This window comes from Bradyrhizobium sp. 153 (assembly GCF_023073835.1).
Taxonomy (GTDB): domain Bacteria; phylum Pseudomonadota; class Alphaproteobacteria; order Rhizobiales; family Xanthobacteraceae; genus Bradyrhizobium.
In genome coordinates this window covers 183,350-202,292 of the sequence record NZ_JADPKH010000015.1, presented here as the reverse complement: position 1 = coordinate 202,292, position 18,943 = coordinate 183,350, and the positions used below count along the sequence as shown (strand labels likewise).

General features: G+C 61.1%; 19 protein-coding genes and 1 pseudogene. 6 read left to right on the top strand and 14 right to left on the bottom strand.

Translation table 11 applies throughout. The features are described from left to right. Positions 1-11: 11 nt before the first annotated feature. The 8 genes from IVA91_RS03420 to IVA91_RS03385 form a co-directional block, all read right to left on the bottom strand. Positions 12-1,031 (bottom strand): 2-dehydropantoate 2-reductase, encoded by a 1,020-nt coding sequence (locus tag IVA91_RS03420; RefSeq protein WP_247275836.1) that lies wholly within the window; start codon positions 1,029-1,031, stop codon positions 12-14. A gap of 106 nt (positions 1,032-1,137) precedes the next feature. After that, positions 1,138-1,563: a CBS domain-containing protein gene (locus tag IVA91_RS03415; protein WP_247275835.1), complete on the bottom strand. Its 426-nt coding sequence runs from the start codon at positions 1,561-1,563 to the stop codon at positions 1,138-1,140. Between the two features lie 176 nt (positions 1,564-1,739). Further along, positions 1,740-3,062 (bottom strand): oxalate/formate MFS antiporter, encoded by a 1,323-nt coding sequence (gene oxlT / locus IVA91_RS03410; protein ID WP_247275834.1) that lies wholly within the window; start codon positions 3,060-3,062, stop codon positions 1,740-1,742. A gap of 265 nt (positions 3,063-3,327) precedes the next feature. Then, positions 3,328-4,617, bottom strand: coding sequence for an oxalate/formate MFS antiporter (gene oxlT / locus IVA91_RS03405; RefSeq protein WP_247275833.1), 1,290 nt, complete (start codon positions 4,615-4,617; stop codon positions 3,328-3,330). Positions 4,618-5,012: 395 nt separating this feature from the next. After that, positions 5,013-6,512, bottom strand: a complete 1,500-nt coding sequence (locus IVA91_RS03400; RefSeq protein ID WP_247275832.1) for a tripartite tricarboxylate transporter permease — start codon at positions 6,510-6,512, stop codon at positions 5,013-5,015. Positions 6,513-6,554: 42 nt separating this feature from the next. After that, the gene (locus IVA91_RS03395) at positions 6,555-7,052 is read right to left on the bottom strand and encodes a tripartite tricarboxylate transporter TctB family protein (RefSeq protein ID WP_247275831.1); all 498 of its coding nucleotides are present in this window, start codon (positions 7,050-7,052) and stop codon (positions 6,555-6,557) included. Positions 7,053-7,133: 81 nt separating this feature from the next. Beyond that, positions 7,134-8,099, bottom strand: a complete 966-nt coding sequence (locus IVA91_RS03390; protein WP_247275888.1) for a tripartite tricarboxylate transporter substrate-binding protein — start codon at positions 8,097-8,099, stop codon at positions 7,134-7,136. A gap of 499 nt (positions 8,100-8,598) precedes the next feature. After that, positions 8,599-8,736: a hypothetical protein gene (locus IVA91_RS03385; RefSeq protein ID WP_247275830.1), complete on the bottom strand. Its 138-nt coding sequence runs from the start codon at positions 8,734-8,736 to the stop codon at positions 8,599-8,601. Between the two features lie 355 nt (positions 8,737-9,091). Between IVA91_RS03385 and IVA91_RS03380 the strand changes: the two genes are divergently transcribed. Next, the gene (locus tag IVA91_RS03380) at positions 9,092-10,423 is read left to right on the top strand and encodes an Hsp70 family protein (protein ID WP_247275829.1); all 1,332 of its coding nucleotides are present in this window, start codon (positions 9,092-9,094) and stop codon (positions 10,421-10,423) included. Positions 10,424-10,704: 281 nt separating this feature from the next. On the opposite strand, the gene IVA91_RS03375 is transcribed toward IVA91_RS03380, so the two are convergent. Then, on the bottom strand, positions 10,705-11,148 hold the full coding sequence (locus IVA91_RS03375) for an SRPBCC family protein (protein WP_247275828.1): 444 nt from the start codon (positions 11,146-11,148) through the stop codon (positions 10,705-10,707). Between the two features lie 153 nt (positions 11,149-11,301). Then, positions 11,302-11,715 carry a hypothetical protein gene (locus tag IVA91_RS03370; RefSeq protein WP_247275827.1) on the bottom strand — a complete coding sequence of 138 codons (414 nt, stop codon included), beginning with the start codon at positions 11,713-11,715 and terminating at the stop codon, positions 11,302-11,304. Between the two features lie 260 nt (positions 11,716-11,975). On the opposite strand from IVA91_RS03370, the gene IVA91_RS03365 reads away from it, so the two are divergent. Beyond that, a complete protein-coding gene (locus IVA91_RS03365) occupies positions 11,976-12,218 on the top strand; it encodes a hypothetical protein (RefSeq protein ID WP_247275826.1) in 243 nt (80 codons plus the stop codon). 341 nt (positions 12,219-12,559) lie between these two features. Here IVA91_RS03365 and IVA91_RS03360 read toward each other — a convergent pair. Together IVA91_RS03360 and IVA91_RS03355 are read right to left on the bottom strand one after the other, a co-directional pair. Beyond that, a pseudogene (locus tag IVA91_RS03360) lies at positions 12,560-12,790 on the bottom strand (transposase); the annotation flags it as partial. 168 nt (positions 12,791-12,958) lie between these two features. Next, positions 12,959-14,527 (bottom strand): winged helix-turn-helix domain-containing protein, encoded by a 1,569-nt coding sequence (locus IVA91_RS03355; protein WP_247278268.1) that lies wholly within the window; start codon positions 14,525-14,527, stop codon positions 12,959-12,961. A gap of 159 nt (positions 14,528-14,686) precedes the next feature. Here IVA91_RS03355 and IVA91_RS03350 point away from each other — a divergent pair, with 159 nt between their 5' ends. Further along, positions 14,687-15,382, top strand: coding sequence for a hypothetical protein (locus IVA91_RS03350; RefSeq protein WP_247278267.1), 696 nt, complete (start codon positions 14,687-14,689; stop codon positions 15,380-15,382). 26 nt (positions 15,383-15,408) lie between these two features. Further along, entirely contained in the window at positions 15,409-15,771 is a 363-nt protein-coding gene (locus IVA91_RS03345; protein WP_247278266.1) for a hypothetical protein, read from the top strand. Between the two features lie 151 nt (positions 15,772-15,922). Here the strand turns inward: IVA91_RS03345 and IVA91_RS03340 are convergent, their stop codons facing one another. Continuing rightward, positions 15,923-16,168, bottom strand: coding sequence for a hypothetical protein (locus tag IVA91_RS03340; protein WP_247278265.1), 246 nt, complete (start codon positions 16,166-16,168; stop codon positions 15,923-15,925). 299 nt (positions 16,169-16,467) lie between these two features. Here IVA91_RS03340 and IVA91_RS03335 point away from each other — a divergent pair, with 299 nt between their 5' ends. Beyond that, positions 16,468-18,021, top strand: coding sequence for a winged helix-turn-helix domain-containing tetratricopeptide repeat protein (locus IVA91_RS03335; RefSeq protein WP_247278264.1), 1,554 nt, complete (start codon positions 16,468-16,470; stop codon positions 18,019-18,021). 405 nt (positions 18,022-18,426) lie between these two features. Here IVA91_RS03335 and IVA91_RS03330 read toward each other — a convergent pair whose 3' ends face one another. Then, complete coding sequence (locus IVA91_RS03330) at positions 18,427-18,612, bottom strand: hypothetical protein (protein ID WP_247458335.1); 186 nt, start codon at positions 18,610-18,612, stop codon at positions 18,427-18,429. Between the two features lie 34 nt (positions 18,613-18,646). Here IVA91_RS03330 and IVA91_RS03325 point away from each other — a divergent pair, with 34 nt between their 5' ends. Next, on the top strand, positions 18,647-18,856 hold the full coding sequence (locus IVA91_RS03325) for a cold-shock protein (protein ID WP_007593324.1): 210 nt from the start codon (positions 18,647-18,649) through the stop codon (positions 18,854-18,856). Positions 18,857-18,943: the final 87 nt, after the last annotated feature.

Below are 18,943 nucleotides of genomic sequence, written 5' to 3'. Positions count from 1 at the left end.
CTCGCCCACCATCACGCCACCGCCAGTGCGCGCGGATCTGATGGTGCCGAGACGCCGTCATAGAGGCCGGCGATGCGCGCGCGCTGGGTCACCATCGCCAGCACCGAATCGAGCACGGGCGTGGCAACCCCGGTGAGGCGGCCCATCTCCTGCACCACGGTGACGAGCGGGTCGATCTCCATCGGGCGGCCGCGCTCCAGATCCTGGAGCATCGAGGTCTTGTGCGCGCCGACCTTGCGGGCGCCCTCGATGCGGCGCTCGACGTCGACGCGGAACGTGACGCCGAACGTCTCGGCGATGGCTTGCGTCTCCACCATGATCGCGCGCGACAATGCACGCGTCGCCGGATCGGTGCAGATCACGTCGAGCGTTGCATGGGTCAGGGCGCTGATCGGATTGAAGCAGACATTGCCCCACAGTTTGAGCCAGATCTCGTCGCGGATGCGGTCGAGCACCGGCGCCTTCAGCCCGGCCGCGACGAAGAGATCGGAGAGGCGCTGCACGTCCGGCGTGATCTCGCCGGAGGGCTCGCCGAGCGGGAAATTGTTGCCGTAGATGTGGCGGATCACGCCGGGCGCCTCGATCTCGGTGGCGGGATAGACGATGCAGCCGATGGCGCGCTCGGCGCCGATCTCGCGCCACTGCCGGCCGCCGGGATCGATGCTCTCTAGCGTCGAGTTCTCGTATTGGCCGCCGTGCTTGTAGAAATACCAGTAAGGGATGCCGTTGACGGCGGTGACGATGCGGGTGTGAGGCCCGAGCAGCGGCTGCATCTTTTCGATCACACCGGTGATCGAATGCGCCTTCAGCGTGATGATGATGTAGTCCTGCACGCCGAGCTCGGCGGGATCGTCGGTGCAGCGCGGATGCACGGTGTGCTGCTCCTCGCCCGCGAGCAGCGTCAGGCCGCGCTCGCGCATCGCGGCAAGGTGTGCGCCGCGTGCGACCAGGCTGACGTCGGCGCCCGCGCGCGCGAGCTGAACCCCGAGATAACCGCCGATCGCGCCGGCGCCGTAGATGCAGATTTTCATGAAGTCCTCGCGAGGAGCAGAAAGCCGGAATTTGGCACGAAAGATCCGGTCCGGCTCGGAAGGGTCCGAGCCGGGGCCGGCAGTCGCAGGGGGTGTGTGGAGGGCTCTAGGCTGCTTGCGGCGTAGAGTTGGTGGCCTCGTCCACGGCAGCGGCGATGTCGCGCATGCTGATGACCGAGACGAGGCTGTAGTCGTCGATGACGGGCAGATGGCGGATGTGATTCCGGTTCATCAAATGGCGGACGTGCTCGATCGTGTCCGAGGAGGTGCAGGACACGAGCTGCTGCACCGAGACCAGCTGCGAGACCTTGACGTTGATAGCATTGGCGCCGTGATCGGCGACTGCGCGCACCACGTCGCGCTCAGTGAACATGCCGACCGCAGTATTGCCTTCCGAGCGGACCACGTCCTTCACAACCAGTGCGCTGATATTGTTGGCGCGCATCAGCTTGGCGGCGATACCCACCGTTTCGTTCATTCGCACCGTGACAACGCGCGGCGTCTTCTTGCGCAGAATGTCTCCGACCAGCATTGCAACCTCCCTGGGTGAATGACCAGGTGAAGTGTGGTATACATAATGCCAATCGTCAAGCGCTGGATTTGGCTGATCCGAAAAATCTTGCGGCAGTAGTGCTGACGTTTGTAGGGCGCCAAAAAGAAAGGGGCGCATCGCTGCGCCCTTTTCCAGCCTCTAAGCCGTATGGTGGCTTATGCCGTCTCGGTCTTGGCATTGCCGGTCGCGGCCTCAATGCTCTCGGCTTCCTTGCCGAGGATGAAGGAGCGACGCAGCGGCTTGATCACGAACAGCGCCATCAGCGCCGCCGTCGCATTCAGCGCCACTGCCACCACGAACACGGCCTTCCAGCCATAGGCAGTCGAGATCACGCTCGCGAGCGGGACGAGCAGGGATGCCGTGCCCTTGGCGGTGTACAGCATGCCGTTGTTGGTGGTCGCGAATTTCGCGCCGAAGGTGTCGCCGCAGGTCGCAGGGAACAGCGAGTAGATCTCGCCGAACACGCCGAAATAGACCGCGGTGGCGAGCACGAACACGACGGGCACATGGCCATAGGCCGACAGCGCCAGCAGCATCAAAGCAGCGGTGCCGAAGGCGATGAACATGGTGGGCTCACGGCCGATCGTATCGGAGACCCAGCCGAAGAAGGGACGTCCGAAACCGTCGAAGATGCGGTCGAGCGAAATCGCGAAAGTCAAGGCCGCCATCTGGAAGCCGGCGAGCGTGACCGGCGTGTCGGCGATCTTGAAGTCGTGCGCGATCGGGGCGATCTGCGCCGCGGTCATCAGGCCGCCGGAGGCGACCATCACGAAGACGAGATACATCACCCAGAAAACAGGGGTCCGCAGCACCTGCGGCGGGGTGAAGTCGATCTTGGTCTGCGGCAGATTGAGCTGCTTCTTCTTTGGCGGAATCGAGATCCGCGGCGGTTGGATGAAGAAGGCGAGCACGAACACGATCAGACCCTGGCCGATGCCGAAGGTGAGGAAGGCGTGCTGATAACCGCTCGAGACGATCATGCTCGCGATTGGCACGACGGTAAGCGCGGCGCCGGCGCCGAAGCCGGCGGCGGTCGCGCCGGCTGCGAGCCCGCGGCGGTCGGGAAACCATTTCAGTGCGTTGCCGACACAGGTGCCGTACACCGCGCCCGCGCCCATGCCGCCGATGATCGCGGCGGCATAGAGCAGGGTAAGGCTATCGGCGTAGGAGTTGAGGATCCACGAGAGCGCGATCATCGCGCCGCCGAACATGACGACAATGCGTGGACCGTATTTGTCGACGAACCAGGCTTCGACTGGCACCAGCCAGGTCTCGGTGACGACGAAGATGGTGAACGCGAGCTGGATCGCGGCGCGCCCCCAATGGTGGGCCGCATCGATCGGATCGACGAACAACGTCCAGCCGTATTGCAGATTGGCGATCATCGCCATGCAGACGATGCCCATCACGAGCTGGAGCCAACGGAAACCGGTGCGAAGTGGCGCGGCCGTGACGGCGCCATCCGGGCTGGAAATCATCAAGAACCTCCCAAGGCGCCTGATTGGCTGCGACGCAGGATCGCAAGATGACCTGATGTCGCAAATATTGTGGCTTATCGTCGCAGGCGCGGGCCGAACATTGGTATACGATATTCCAGATTGCAAGCCCTAACTTGGCGCCACATTGAAGAATGCGCGAGGTTCCATCGTGATTTCTGGGGGGCATCGCGGGGGCCTTCGCACCAAACGAAAACGCCCGGCCGTGAGGCCGGGCGTCCTGCTGAGTGAATTGTAGCGGAGCGGGTCAGACGGTCGATTTCGCGACCACGACCTTGCGCCAGGGTTTCAGCACCGCGATTGCCAGCAATGAAGCCAGAATGTTGGCGCCGGCCGCAATGATGAACACGCTGTCCCAGGTGCCCGACGATTGCTGCATGTAGTTGGCGATCGGCACCAGCAGCGCGGCGGTGCCCTTCGCGGTGTAGAGCAGGCCGGCATTGGTGGTCGCGAACTTGGCGCCGAACGTGTCGGTGCAGGTCGAGGGGAACAGCGAGTAGATCTCACCCCAGGCGAAGAACACGAAGCCCGAGAGCAGCACGAACCAGATCGGATCGTGGCCCCAGAGGTAGAGCATCCAGATGCCGAACCCTTCCATGCCGAAGGCGATGAACATCGTGTTCTCGCGGCCGATCATGTCGGAGATCCAGCCGAAGAACGGACGCGTCAGGCCGTTGAGCACGCGGTCGATCGTCGCCGCGAACGTCACCGCCGTCATCGTCACCGCCATCAGCGTGACCGGCACGTTGTCGACCTTCCAGTCGGCTGCGATCGGCTTCAGGTTCGCCGTCACCATCAACCCGCCAGCGCCGACGATCACGAACATGAAGTACATCAGCCAGAACAGCGGCTGACGCAGCACCTCGGTCGGTTGATAGTTGCGGCGGGTCTGGAGCAGATTGGCGTTCGCCACCACGTTCGGCACCTGGCCCGCTTTCGGCGCCAGCAGGAAGAAGGCGAGGATGCAGATGATGATGCCTTGCCCGAGGCCGAAATAGAGGAAGGTGGTCTGAAATCCACTGTCCTTGATCATGGCCTGGATCGGCGCGACGGTCAGCGCAGAGCCTGCACCGAAGCCTGCGGCCGTGATACCCGCAGCAAGACCACGCTTGTCCGGAAACCACTTCAGCGCGTTGCCGACGCAGGTGCCGTAGACGCCGCCGGCGCCGATGCCCGCGATGATCATGCCGAGATAGTAGCCGTTGAGCGTGGTGGCCTGCGCGTTGATTGCCCAGCCGATGGCACAGAGCACGCCGCCGACCAGCACGACGATGCGCGGACCGTATTTGTCGACGAACCATCCCTCGACCGGCACGAGCCAGGTCTCGAACAAAACGAAGAGGGTGAACGCCCATTGGATCGAGGCGCGATCCCAGCCGAACGTCTTCTGGATGTCGGGGACGAAGAACGTCCAGCCGTATTGATAGTTGGCGATCATCACCATCGCGCCTACGCCGATGGCCAATTGCGCCCAGCGAAAAGCATCGCTTACACGTGTGACACTAGGGGCCGCTGCTGACTGCACCATGTCCGTCATTAAAACCCTCCCGAACGCGCCGATCATTTTTTATGCATGCGCTGGCTCGCATCCTGGTATTCATTATGCCAAGATTCAAGCTAGGGACTGAGGGTGCGGCGAAATATCGCGGGCTTGCTCACATGCGCCTTGGCTGCGGGATTGTAAAGGCTGAATTGCTGCCGGCGTGCCGGGGGGCCTAGCGGTTGTGCCATTCAAACCATTGATTCAACGGCCGATTTCTGCAACGCGGCGAGCCGCAAGCACGCTGTGAAAAAGCCCGTGCCCTCGGCACACGACCACTTGTGCGCTGTTCGCACACAGCGCCGTCCGGTGGGTCGGTGACTGCAAATGGTGGAATTGCTTATCCCAGAAGGTCTGGAGGGCTTCGCACGGCCGCGCGCGGAGATCGCGCGTCACACCATCGACGTCCGCAGCCGGCTGTAGCCTTCCTGGATCGCGGACCAGAACAGGGCGACCAGACCGAGCGCCATGATGGTGCTGACGAGGCCGTTGGAGAAGAACACGCCGAGCGATCCTTGCGATCCCAACAGCGATTGGCGGAAGGCTTCCTCTGCCTTGTCGCCGAGCACGATGGCGAGCACCAGCGGTGCGAGCGGGTAGTTGCACTTCTTCAGGAGGTAGCCCAGCACGCCGAACACCAGCATCAGCATCACGTCGAAGGTGCTGTTGTGCACCGAATAGGCGCCGATCGCGCAGAGCACCAGGATGAGCGGCGCGATGATGCCGAAGGGCACGCGGAGGATCGCGGCGAAGATCGGCACGCAGGTGAGCACGACGATGAGGCCGGCGAGATTGCCGAGATACATCGAGGCGATCAGGCCCCAGACGAATTCCTTCTGCTCGACGAACAGCATGGGGCCGGGCTGCAGGCCCCAGATCAACAATCCGCCGAGCAGGACGGCGGCGGTCGGGGAGCCCGGCACGCCGAGCGAGAGCATCGGCAGCAGCGCCGAGGTGCCCGCGGCATGGGCGGCCGTCTCGGGCGCGATCACGCCCTCGATCTCGCCCTTGCCGAAATTGTTGCCGCGTCGCGCCAGGCGCTTGGCGATGCCGTAGCTCATGAAGGAGGCCGGCGTTGCGCCGGCGGGCGTGACGCCCATCCAGCACCCGATCAGGCAGGAGCGCAGCGAGGTCATCCAATAGGCGGGTAATTCCCGCCAGGTCTGAAGCACGACCCGAAGATTGATGGTGGCGTTGCCGCCTCGGAAAGCCAGTCCTTCCTCCATGGTCAGCAGGATCTCGCCGATACCGAACAGGCCGATCACGGCGATCAGGAAGTCGAATCCGTTGAGCAGTTCGGTGACGCCGAAGGTCAGCCGCAACTGGCCCGTGATCGAATCGAGGCCGACCGCCGCGAGCGCAAAGCCCATCATCATCGCCGCGATGGTCTTGAACGGCGGCTCCTTGCTGAGGCCAACGAAGCTGCAGAAGGCGAGGAAGTACACCGCGAACTTCTCCGCCGGACCGAATCGCAGCGCGAAGCCCGCGACGAGGGGCGCGACCAGCGTGATCATGATGACCGCAAACAGCGCGCCCACGAAGGAGGAGGTGAAGGCGGCGGTCAGGGCCTCACCGGGTTTGCCCTGTTGCGCCATCGGATAACCGTCGAAGGTGGTCGCCACCGACCAGGGCTCGCCGGGTATGTTGAACAGGATCGAGGTGATGGCGCCGCCGAACAATGCGCCCCAATAGATACAGGACAGCATGATGATCGCCGACGTCGGCGGCATGCTGAAGGTCAGGGGAAGGAGGATCGCAACGCCATTGGCGCCGCCGAGCCCCGGCAGCACGCCGATGATGACTCCGAGCGTGATGCCGATGATCATCAGCATCATATTGTAGGGCTGCAGGGCGACCGCGAAGCCGTGAAACAGGTTGGCCAACTCTTCCATATCGATACGTCCTGCAGCAATGATTGCGTGACGGCGCAGCTCTTACAAACCAAGCCATTCCTCGAGCGGGCCCTTGGGAAGCGGGACCAGGAACCAGCGCTCGAAAACGAGATAGGTCACGACCGGCATGCCGATCGCCACCGCGATGGTCGTGAGCCAGCGATAACCGCCGAGCCAGCGCATGAACCAGGCGATGAAGATCATCGAGGCGACGTAGAGGCCGATGAACGGCATCGAGCCGACATAGATCGCCGTGGGCACGACGACGCTCATGACCTGGCGAAGCTGTCCCCATTCTGCAAACAGCCGGCCGTCGTCGTGGCGCTGCGCGCTCCAGAGATTGATGGCGCTTGCGCCGACGATGGCGGCGCCGACATAGAAGGGGAAGAAGCCGGCACGCGGGCCCTCCGCGCCCCAGTTGATGCCGGCCTTCAGGCTGCCGAAGATCACGACCAGCCCGAAGACGCCGATCAACAGCGCCATGCCGATTTCCAGCGTCTTGTGTGCGGGGCCGGATTCGGATCCGGATCGTTCAGTCATGGGACCTCCAGGCGGACGCAGTCTTGCGCGGTCGCGGCAGATGGAGGACGACCCAGCGTCCTCAGCCGTCGATGTCGCGGGTCAGTTCCCCGATGCGAGGAAGCCGGCTTCCTTCATCAAGCCTTCGTGGCGCTTCTCCTCGGCCTCGACCCACTTCGCGTATTCGGCTCCGGTCAGGAACGTCGTGTTGAAGGCGCCGCTCTTCATGAAATCCTGCCATTCCGGCGTGGCGCGGACCTTCTTGAACAGCTCGACGTAGTATTCGATCTGATCCTTCGTGGCCTTGGGCGACATGAAGATGCCGCGCAGCATGAGATATTCCATCGCCAGGCCCTGCGACTTGCAGGTCGGAATATCCTTCCAGGCCTTGCCGTCGGCGATCGGCTCGTCATAGGCCATCGGCTGAGCGTCGAAGACGCAGAGCGGACGGAGCTTGCCGCCGCGCCATTGCGCGACCGCCTCGATCGGATTGTTGACCGTCGAATCGACGTGATTGCCGACGAGCTGAACGGCGACTTCGCCGCCGCCCTTGTAGGGGATGTAGGTGAATTTTGCGTCGATTGCCTTCTCGATGCCGACGGTGATGATCTGGTCTTCCTGCTTGGAGCCGGTGCCGCCCATCTTGAATGAGCCGCTCGGGGCTTTCTTCACGGCGTCGACGTAGTCCTTGACGGTGTTGTACGGTTTCTCGGCATTCACCCACAGCACGAATTCGTCGAGCGCCAACATCGCCACCGGGGTCAAATCCTTCCAGTTGAACGGAATCCCCGTTGCCAGCGGCGTCGTGAACAGGTTCGACAGCGTGATGATGATCTTGTGCGGATTGCCCGACGACGTCTTCACATCGAGGAAGCCCTCGCCACCCGCGCCGCCGGCCTTGTTGATGACGACGAGCGGCTGCTTCATCAGACTGTGCTTGGTGACGATGCCCTGGATGGTGCGTGCCATCTGATCGGCGCCGCCGCCGGTGCCCGCGGGCACGATGAATTCGACCGGACGGACTGGCTCCCAGGCAGCACGGCTTGCGGTGCTGTTGGCGCACGACATCGCGATTGCCGCCAAAGCGACATTCAGAACGAATGGCCTCATCTTGTTTCTCTCCCTGTCGAATCCTCAACGCAGCCGATCTTTGTCGGCTTGCGTCAGCCCATCTCGATTCAGATGCCTGGGGTCACCCTTGCGGTCGATCTCCCATGGCAGTCCGGTAGAAACTCTATGAGTAGGGACAACGCGCGGCATCCGCTCCTTTCGGCTAAGGCTCCGCCAACGCTCGCGGCAGGTGTGCCCCTCGGCCGCCCCGCCCTGCGGTGACTGTTTCCCCTCTTAGGCCTTTGATTACTCAATCGTTCGGGCGATGGTATGCGAGATGCCAGTAGACAAACAATCTGATCGGCGGGTCCCACCGGCGGACCAATCGTCGCAGTTGTGGTCGCGAGCCAGGGCGCGCGCAAAACGAAAAAATGGCCCCGACATGCGAGGCCATTTGATCAAACGTAGGGTCTGCGAAGTCTGCCATCCCGCCGTTCGGCAGGCGGGCAGGGCCTTCTTACAGGCCGAAACGGGGCAGGTCGCCGTTGTGATTCGAAATCTTGGCGCTCGCCATCAGGAGGCTGTCGATTGCGGCCATCAGGCGGGCGAACAGCGAGGAGGAGGGAGCCAGAGCAACGGAAGCAGTCTTGGACATCGGAAATCCCTTTCTTGAGAACAGTCAGCCTTGCTGTCTCATTTGAGGGCAATCTATGTATACCAAATACCACTGTCTATGGTCTTGGTTGCATAGCAGTACGCAACCTTTCGCATTGCAACATAAATGCTGAATTAACGGAGCCGTTTCGGAAATAAAATTGCTGGTGCGGCGGAGCAGATGGGTCGTTCCAGTGCCGAAGGTGCGAAAAGCTGGCTAAATCATCCCGGATCGCGCGTGATCTTGCAGCGATGGGACGCCAAGTTCCGGCCGCACTGCAACGGTGGGTCTTGGCACGGCCATGCAAAGCCGTTAGAGGTCCGCCCCCTTATCCAATCATCCGTCAGAGTGGTTCATGTCGAGCGCCTCGCCCGCCGTCTCGATCGGCATCGATTTTGGAACCAGCAATACGGTCGTCGCGCTCGCGGCGGACGACCGCCGGGTCGAGGCCATCCGCTTCGACCATGGCGGACAGCGCCACAGCGTCTACGTATCGGCGCTGTGCTTCTGGGAGGATCGGCCGGGAGCCGGCGCCCAGGCCGAGGGCGGTCCATGGGCGATCGAGCAGTTTCTCGAAGGGCGCCACGTCTATCGCTTCCTCCAGTCGTTCAAGACGTTTGCGGCGAGCTCCAGCTTCAACACCACCCAGGTGTTCCGCCAGCGTTACAAGTTCGAGGATATTTTGGCGGCGTTCCTGCGGACGCTGGCGCGCCACGGCGGGGACCGGTTCGGCTTCGAGGCCGCAAACATCACGGTCGGCCGCCCCGTCCGCTTTGCCGGCGGCAATCCCGACGAGGCGCTGGCGATGCAGCGCTATCGCGCCGCGTTCGAGCGCTTAGGTGCCGGCCACGCGCGCTACGTCTATGAGCCCGTGGGCGCGGCGTTCTCCTTCGCCCGCCGGCTGGAGCGGGATGCCACCGTGCTGGTTGCGGATTTCGGCGGCGGCACCAGCGACTTTTCCGTGATGCGTTTCTCGCGCAAAGGCGGCAGCCTTCGCGCCGAGCCGCTGGGACACGCCGGCATCGGCATTGCGGGCGACACGTTCGACTATCGCATTGTCGACCATGTCGTCTCGCCGCGGCTCGGCAAAGGTTCCAGCTTCCGCTCGTTCGACAAGGTGCTGCCGGTCCCCAGCGGCCACTACACCAACCTCGCTCGCTGGCACCAGCTCGCGATGATGAAGAGCAACGGCGATTTGCGCGAGCTGCGCGAGCTTGCGCGCACCGCGCTGAAGCCGGCTCTGCTCGAGGATTTCATCATCATCGTCGATCTCGACCTCGGCTTTTCGCTGTACCGCGCGGTGTCCGACGCCAAGGTGGCGCTGTCGGCGCAGGACGAGGTGGACTTCCGTTTTGGAGGCGGCGGGGTCGACATCGGCGCGGCCATCACACGGAAAAATTTCGAATCTTGGATTGCCGACGATATCGCCCGGTTAGGGGCCACCGTCGACAAGGTGCTGGGCGAGGCAGGCATTACCGGGCGCGAGGTGGAGAAGGTATTTTTGACCGGCGGCACGTCCTTCGTGCCGGCTGTCCGAAAGCTGTTCGCCGAGCGTTTCGGTAACGAACGGCTGATGTCGGGCGACCAGTTCGAGTCGATCGCGTATGGTCTCGCGCTGATCGGACACAGCCCCAACCCCGACAGATGGACCGCCGGCGGCGGCCTTGAATCGAGGGCGGGCGCGTAATTCGCAATCGATCGGATCTGCCTCGCAGGCAGCCGCAGCTCAATTGGGCTCCGTAGATATCTGCAGACTCGATCTGAGTTGTTCTCTCGGAGAGTTCATTCTACGTCATTGCGAGCGCAGCGAAGCAATCCAGAGTCCCTCGGCAGAACGATTCTGGATTGCTTCGCGGAGCCTGTCGTCGGGCCGCGCTTTCGCGCGGACCCGTTGGCTCGCAATGACGATGCGGGGAAATCTGCGGATTTGGTCGAACAGATCGCCCCGCTGCGTCAAACGCGGACCGGCTATTGGTTGATCTCGGGCTCGACGAGCCGTGCCAGGTTGCGCAGCGATTCCTGCCAGCCGAGATAACAGGCCTCCGGCGGGATGACGTCGGGGATGCCGGCCTGCGTGATGTCGACTTCGGTGCCGACCGAGACCTTCTTCAGGATCACGGTGACCTGGATCTCACCCGGCAGGTTAGGATCGTCGAACCTGTCGGTGTAGCGGAGGCGTTCGCCCGGGACGAGCTCGATATATTCGCCGCCAAACGAATGGCTGTTGCCCGTCGTGAAATTCCGGAACGACATCTTGAACGTGCCCCCGACCTTGGGCTCGAAATGATGCACGGTACAGGTGAAGCCGTTCGGCGGAAGCCATTTCGCCATCGCGTCGGCCTCCAGGAAGGCGCGATAGACTTTCTCCGGGCTGGTGGCCAAGACGCGGTGCAGACGGACAGTGCTGGGCATGATTGTTATCCTCAGTGAATTAATGGGCCCGAGTTTGGCGTCTATGGCCCATTCATGTCACGAGGACGACGGGGAGGCTGCCGATCCGACACGGCTTTGCAGATTTTTGTTAGGCGTCGGTGCCTGCGATGGTCCGCGCGCCGGCCCGGCCAATCAGGCTTGGCGTGTCTTGTCCGCCTTGGTCTTCGATGCCAGAACCGGAAGGACGTCCCCCATGCTCAAAGGCTGACCGTTGGGGAAGCCGGACATCCTCAGGCTCGAAAAATGCGTGGTCCCGTCGACCGGAGACACATAGGCGAACTTGACCTCGATCTTGTGCTTGATTTCGTAGCCCTGCCATTTCGGGTGTTCGCGCGTCAGGATTTCGGCCTGGTCACAGCGAAGCAGATCGGAGGTCGACGTCGTCTTGGAGAGAATGCCGCGCTCGACCTTCTCCAGGTAGCACTGATCGGTCACGGCGCTGACGCGCGCATCGACGCGTTGAAAATTCGCCTTCTTGTCGTACTGGTCGTAGGCAGCAAAACCGGCGATGCCGACGGCGATCAAACCGAATACCAACAGACGCATGCTCGTGCTCCCGTTTGTGGCAGGTTGAAGCGCCAGACATTAAGGGCAGCTAAATCCGGTCAAGACGGTCTTCAGGAACAGAAAACGCTTCTTTGCGACCAACGCAGCCAGTTGACTTAAATTGATGCGATGCGAGTTAGATGAACTCTCAAAATGGGCCCCATCCGCGATGAGGAATCGGTTCGGGCCTAGAACCGCCGCGCCGGAGGAACGCGGAGCGCGCCGGCTTGTTGTTCGCGATCAGGACGGGAGATAGATCAATGATAAAGAAGCTCTTAGTGAGTACGATGATCGCCTCGATGATGGGAACCGCAGCACTGGCGCAACCGAGTCAGAGCCAGCAGGGCGCGCAGGCCGGAGTGGCCGGAACAAGCGATACCACCAAGAAAACGGCTAAATCGAAGGGTGGGATGACGACGGGCACGTCTTCCAGCACGACCGACAGTTCAGGCACCAGCACTCCAGGTGGCCAGTCCACAAAGAAGAGCGGCGCGCGGAAGTGATAGAGTTGAAAGCCCTCCAAACTAGCGAGGGCTTCTTGGTTTCAGCGGTCTCCCTATAGTCTACGAGGGAGCGCGAACCGCAATTCGAAGGACTCGCTGGGAGGAGCCCGATGGGCTGCGTGCGGCGTCCACGAGGCCAACGGGCCGACCGCCACTCACTTCGCCCGTCGTAGAATTCAAGCTGCGCGTGCCGTTGCGAAGGACCGGCGGCCCGCCCAAAACATGAATGCAGCCATTGCGCCGATGCCGATTAGGCTTGGAAGGCTGCCGGCAAGGTCCGAAGCAAGCGCGGCAAAGCCCCAGATCGCTGCACGGCAGCATCATGGGCACCAGCCAGTACGCTCAATGAGCTTGGACCACGCGCGCGCCCGTCGCCAGCGAACGAACCGATTGTAGCAGGTCGTGTACGGACCGAAGCTTTCCGGCAGGTCGCGCCACGGTGCCCCGGATCGCAAGACCCAGAAGATGCCATTGAGGACACGACGGTCATTCACTCGTGGCACGCCGCGCGACTTATTCGGCAGCATCGGCTTAATGGCAAACCACTCATAGTCCGTGAGTTCGTAGCGCATGATTCGACCCCTTCCGATGGATGGCTTGAATCATGGCTCGGCTGGCAGGCTCAACTGGTCGCTATGCACCCGAAAGCGGACCTATTATGCTCACTTTTTGTCGTTCATGACCCGAAGCCGACGTAGCGCAGGAACGCGCTAAAGTCGGTTTTTGACCGGAAACGTCCATCACCCTTCCGGCACGCCAGCGAGGCGGAAGCCTTCACACGCGCGCTCCAGCCCAGCAAGAAAAGTCGGATTGTCGCTTGGTTGAGCAGTGCGGAAGCGACGGATGGTGAAACCTGAGTTGAGCGCAAGTCCCGTTCTTGCAGCAGTTCGCGCCTCATCGAGGGCGCCGGTCAGGCCTAACGCAGCGGCGAGCGCCAAATGAGCGAGAGGAAAGTTGCGGTTCGCCTCAGTGCTTCGTCGTAGCCAACTGACCGCTTCGACGTCGGAACCCAGCTGTAGCTTGGCCACGCCTACAAAACACGCCCATTGGTAGGCCTCAACGTCGCGAGGGGAGAGACGTAAAGCCTCGAATATGTGGCCTTCGGTCTCGGCAGCGCGCCCCATATAGAATTTGGCAAAACCAAGGGCAGCATGAGCGTTGGCCCTGTTCGAATCCAGCGCCAACGCATGCTCGAATTCACGGATGGCTTGGGCGGCCCGGTTCGTAAAGATCTGGACCCGACCCTGAGCCAAGTGGGCTGAAGTGTGGTTCGGCCTGATCGACAATGCCTTATTCACCATCGCCTCGGCCACTTCAAACCGCGCAGGCCCATCATCCGTCGTAAAGCTGGCTCCAACTGCCGTATCAACATTTGCCAGGCCAATCATTGCTTCGACGTTGCCGGGGTCGCACGCTAGAGAGCGTTCGAAGAAGCTCCGCGCTCGCGTTAAGCATTCAAGGCTAAACCCCGTCATCAGCCAGGCCCGGCCCTGGAAGTATAAGTCCATTGCATCGGGACTCAGCGTACGTTCGGCTCGTTGCGCCTCAGCCTCGATGAGCCGGCTACCCAACGTATTGGCAAGCCTGGATACGATTTCGTCCTGCATGTCGAACAGGTCAACGACAGCCTTCTCGAAGCGCTCGGCCCAAAGATGCTGGCCGCTGATAGCATCAATCAACTGCACGTTCATGCGAAGCCGCTTGCCGCTGCGTTGCACTGAACCTTCGAGCACGTAACGAACGTTCAATTCGCGGCCGACTTGCCGTACATCGACTGCTCTACCCTTGTATGAGACGGCGCTGTTCCGTGCGATTACAAATGAAGCGGCGATGCGCGACAAGTCTGTGGTCAAACTCTCGGTTACACCATCCACGAAATAGTCCTGCTCACGATCAGCGCTAAGGTTCGTGAAGGGTAGCACGACGATGGATAGGCGCGGCGGCGTGTCGCCGGTTCGCTCGACTGAGCCAACCGTCTCTATTGCGGAGCTCCCGGCTTCCTGCACTGCACCCACGAAACGGAAACCTTTGCGCGGGAGCGTCTTGATGAGGTCCTGTTTCTCGCCAGTGTCGCCGATTGCACACCTCGCACCATTGATGCGCGTCGTCAGAGCGGCATCCGAGACGATGCGACCATTCCAAACGCCGGCGATGAGCTCGTCCTTACTGACAACGCGTTCCCTGTTCCGGATCAAATAGTTCAGAAGATCGAATACCTGTGGCGCGACAGAGATTATCTCGGCTCCTTGCCGCAGCTCGCGTCGCTCCGTATCCAGCGTGAAATCCGAAAAGGAGTAAAGCAATTGCATCCTCCTGCGGTACGATCGCACCCCAGCGGAGCTGATATGTAAGCAGACGGTAAGAAGAATGGAAGGCGCCTGTAAAGCGCTTCTCATGACCTTGGCGCATCCTCGTGCGCGGCAACAGTATGAACTGCTTGCGAATTTCGCGTCACGAGGGAGGATGCCATGAAGCGGACGGCTGCACTGACTTGGGCTGCCACTGCAGCGAGGCTCTTGATCTGCGTCGTATGCGCTCTCGCCTCTGCGAACCGCGCTCACGCTCAGTGCTCGGCGCGCGATGTGTTGCAGAGGCAGTTAGTGCTCAAGGCGGCGCCCGTTGCCCCGACACGCATGGGTCCAGTAACGTCCGTTTCGGATGTTGCCGAATGGAAAACAATCAGTATCGGGACGTTCCCGGATACGTTTTCTCTCCTGACCGCGCTGAGTGCGATTGGTTGCGGCGTCGGTAACTCGGCTGCGGAGGCTCTTGCCCGACCTGCGTTTACGCTCAGCGGTACCAGAAGGGCGGTAACACTTCTGACAGTGACCGCGGCCGATCTGGGCTTCAGAGGTGAGACGGTGCCATTGCGGCAAATCTACGAACTCGCGCAGCAACTGGGCTTCGAGCTTGCACCGGCCGAAATCGCTCCGCAGCTCAGGCTTCAATATCTGGACCAGCCCGTAGGTGAGTTTCTCGTCATCGGGATGAACCCGATCCGGACGTGGACTGGTGAAGAGGTCATCCTGACCGTCGCAAATGGGGGAGCTGGTCTCATTCTCATCGGCCAGGATGGTCGCGCCGACGCGGAAATACCAGTGACCTCCCGCTTCGTATTCCTGCGCTCCTTGCCCATTACGCCAGCTGCGCTGAATCGAAACTGATTTTCCGAGATGGCCGAGGTGACGAAATGCTGGCGATCAGAGCGATGAAGCGCTTGGCAGCTCAAATTTGCCTCATGCTGCTGGTGTCGACCGCGACATTTGCGCGAGATGACGGCCGCTATGCGAATTCCCCGTTGAAGCCCTGGTTCGAGAGTCTGCAAAGCGAATTCGGGAAGTGCTGTGAGGACTCCGACGCCTACGTGGTCTCCGAACCGAACTGGAAGTCCGATCACGGACAATATCGCGTTCGCATCGACGACGAATGGGTGCTCGTGCCAGACGGCGCTGTCATCAAGCAACCAAATCTTGCCGGACGGACCATGGTCTGGAAGCACTACATCGATGGACATCCTCGTGTCCGCTGTTTCATTCCGGGCAGCATGACGTGATACCTCGTTCACCGTCTAGTGAACCCCGCGCATGATCCAAGATCGATGGTCTGGTCCACCAGTGGGATCCGTTGCGCAGTTTCGTTAAAGCAAGAGGCTTCGTCTCTTTGTTGTTGCGGTGCTTACATCCGGAAATGGCCCCTTCTGGACCTTACCGCGACCAGTTCCAATGTGGTGTCTGAGGAAGATCAGAAAGGACTTCAGGCGCAGCAATACGGCGCACGTGACTCCTATCGGAAGTCGGTAGGCCCAATCTGGCCGTCCCGGTTGGCAGATATCGCAGCCATTCACCGGATCGGATGCCTCGAGGGTCAATACCTTGGTGCGAGGCGACGTAGTCGATCTCGCCGCGCGTGGTGCCGATATCCATCAGCTCCGTGTCGCTCAAGTTGGACAAGGTGGCGCGCAGTTTTTGGCCCTTGCGGCGCTCCTGAACGGCAGCCCAATATTTCCAGATGAAGCCGGTGACATGCCGGGTCGATTCGGATGTCCATTCCAGCCATGTAGTGCCATGCGTCGGGTCATTGCGGCGTCTCCAGGACGGTGTTTTTGCACCGACCGGAGAGTGCCGCGGGATTGGCGCGGACGCTTAACCGGCAGCTTACATTTTCCGTACCGGCGGCTTATTCTCGCGATTTCCGGTGAGGCCAGAACGCTACCCCGTCATGGGAGCCTTCATCCAACGGGATTCGCATTTTGCGCTATCTCTTTGCAGAGTACGTATTCGACACTGACTGGCGCGAGTTGCATCGCGGAGCAACTGTCGTTTCCATTACACCACAGGTGTTCGATTTGCTCGAATACCTGATCCGGAACCGGGAGCGCGTCGTCAGCAAGGACGATCTCATCGGCGCCATCTGGCACGGCCGCGTTGTGTCCGATGCCGCGCTGACGACCCGCCTCAATGCTGCCCGCGCTGCCATCGGCGATACTGGCGAGGAGCAGCGCCTCATCAGGACGCTTCCGCGCAAGGGATTCCGTTTCGTGGGACAGGTGCGGGAGGTGCAAGATGTTGCGAGCCCAGATCCGGTCGATTCGCCCGTGAGTGCTCCTGCAGTACCCGACAGGCCCTCCATTGCCGTGCTGCCGTTCGCGAACATGTCTGGCGATCCCGAGCAAGAGTACTTCGCTGACGGGATGGTTGGTGAGATCACGACCGCGCTTTCGCGGTTCAAAGGGTTGTTCGTGATCGCGCGCAATTCAAGTTTCACCTTCAAGGGCAAGGCGGTCGACATTAAGGACGTCGGGCGCCGGCTTGGCGTGCGTTATGTCCTGGAGGGTGAGGTTCGCAAGGCCTCGGGGAAAGTTCGCATAACGGGCCGGTTGATTGAAGCAGCTACAGGTACCCACATCTGGGCGGACAGGTTCGAGCGCGACATGACGGACATTTTCGCGCTGCAGGACGACATCACGCTCGCCGTCGTCTCAGCCATTCGGCCAAAGTTGTTTCAAGCCGAACTTGCACTGGCATCGCGGCGACGACCGGAAGACCTCACCGCGTATGATCTCTATCTCCGGGCCATACAGCAAACGGTCCCATCGACCCGCGAAGGGTTGGCCGAGGGGCTCCGACTGGTCAAGCGCGCCTTGGAACTTGATCCCGGATTTGCTGGTGCCGCCGCTCTGGCAGGTGCCTGTCATTCGGAGAACGTGGTCAGGAATTATGCCATCGATCCTCAATTCGAACGCATGGAAGCCGTTCGGCTCATGCGCCTGGCATTGAGCCTCGACGATGGTGATCCCGACACGTTAGCGGGTGTTGCCTTGATTTCGGCGCTCCTTGTCGGCGATTGCGAGAGCGAGATCGAGATGTCCGACCGGGCGGTCAAGCTCAACCCGAATTCATACTACGCATGGCACCGCAGAGGCTGGGTCTATAAGATTGCGGGGCAGCCAGAGGAAGCGATCCGGAGCTTTGAACACTCCATGCGAATGAGCCCGGTAGACCCGCAAGCATTCATAGCGCTGACCGGGATAGGGTTTGCCCTTATCGAGCTTCGTCGCTTTGACGAGGTCATCATTGCAGCGAAGAAAGCCTTACGTCTCAACCCCTACTATCCAGGACCATATCGCTGCCTCATATCCGCTTTCGCCTATCTCGGACGCGACGCCGAGGCCCGTGAGGCGGTGGCTCGCATGCTTGAGATCGATCCTGGTTTCACGATTTCGGCGTGGATCGACAGGAGCCAGCTATCAAAAACCGCGAAGCTGATGATTGAGGGCTTTCGCAAAGCGGGGTTGCCCGAATAACTTCCAATGTCCACAAGGCGATCAAATGTCGGTACTCTTCTGCAGCGCATGAGTCCGGAGTTGCCATTCTCGGAAGTCCGACAACGTCCGCTTTCGTGCCGCTGTTGGAGGACAGCGGACATCACGCGCGCCTACTCTTAGCAGCAGATTTTATGAGTACGCACCCTAGGGCTTCCTTTGCGCACGCTTTGGGCTGTCACCGTCGTTCTCGTTTGTCTCGGTTCGCCAGCGCAGGCCGCGGGAGAGGCAGACGTGGTGAAGTTCTTCGGTGAACAGCTTGCCGGCAGCGCGCGGTGGGCGTTCGATAGCGGCCATCCGTTGACACTCTCGGCCAATTGAGCCTGCTAGCGTCAGATCGACGCTTGCGAATGGCGTAGCTCACTTCGCCGCGGACACCGTACGGCGTCAATCTTCAAAGCCGAAAACGTCCGCCGATCTCATGCGCGCATTAAATTCCGCCAAGCCTTGCAATTGATGATGATGAGGTATATGTTGAGGCTGTTCGTTCAGCCGCTGTGCCTTGTTGAATGCGCCTGCGGGCTCCTTTTCCAGAGACATCGACGAAATGAATTCTTTCTGCGTGACGTTCACGCGGAATGTGCGCGTGTGCGCTTTGGAGAAGAACATGACGACAGGTACTGTGAAGTGGTTCAACGGCCAAAAGGGCTTTGGATTCATTCAGCCTAACGACGGCGGCAATGATGTGTTCGTTCACATCAGCGCGGTCGAGCGGGCTGGTCTTGCGGGTCTCGCTGAGGGCCAAAAGGTCAACTTCGAGCTCAAGACCGACAAGATGCGGGGCAAGGTCAGCGCAGAAAATCTCTCGCTGGCATAAAGGCCCTGGCGCCGTTTCACGGATGTACTGAAACGGCCACGCTACCCGCTCGATCCCCCGATTGAGCGGGTTTTGTCCGTTGTCGAG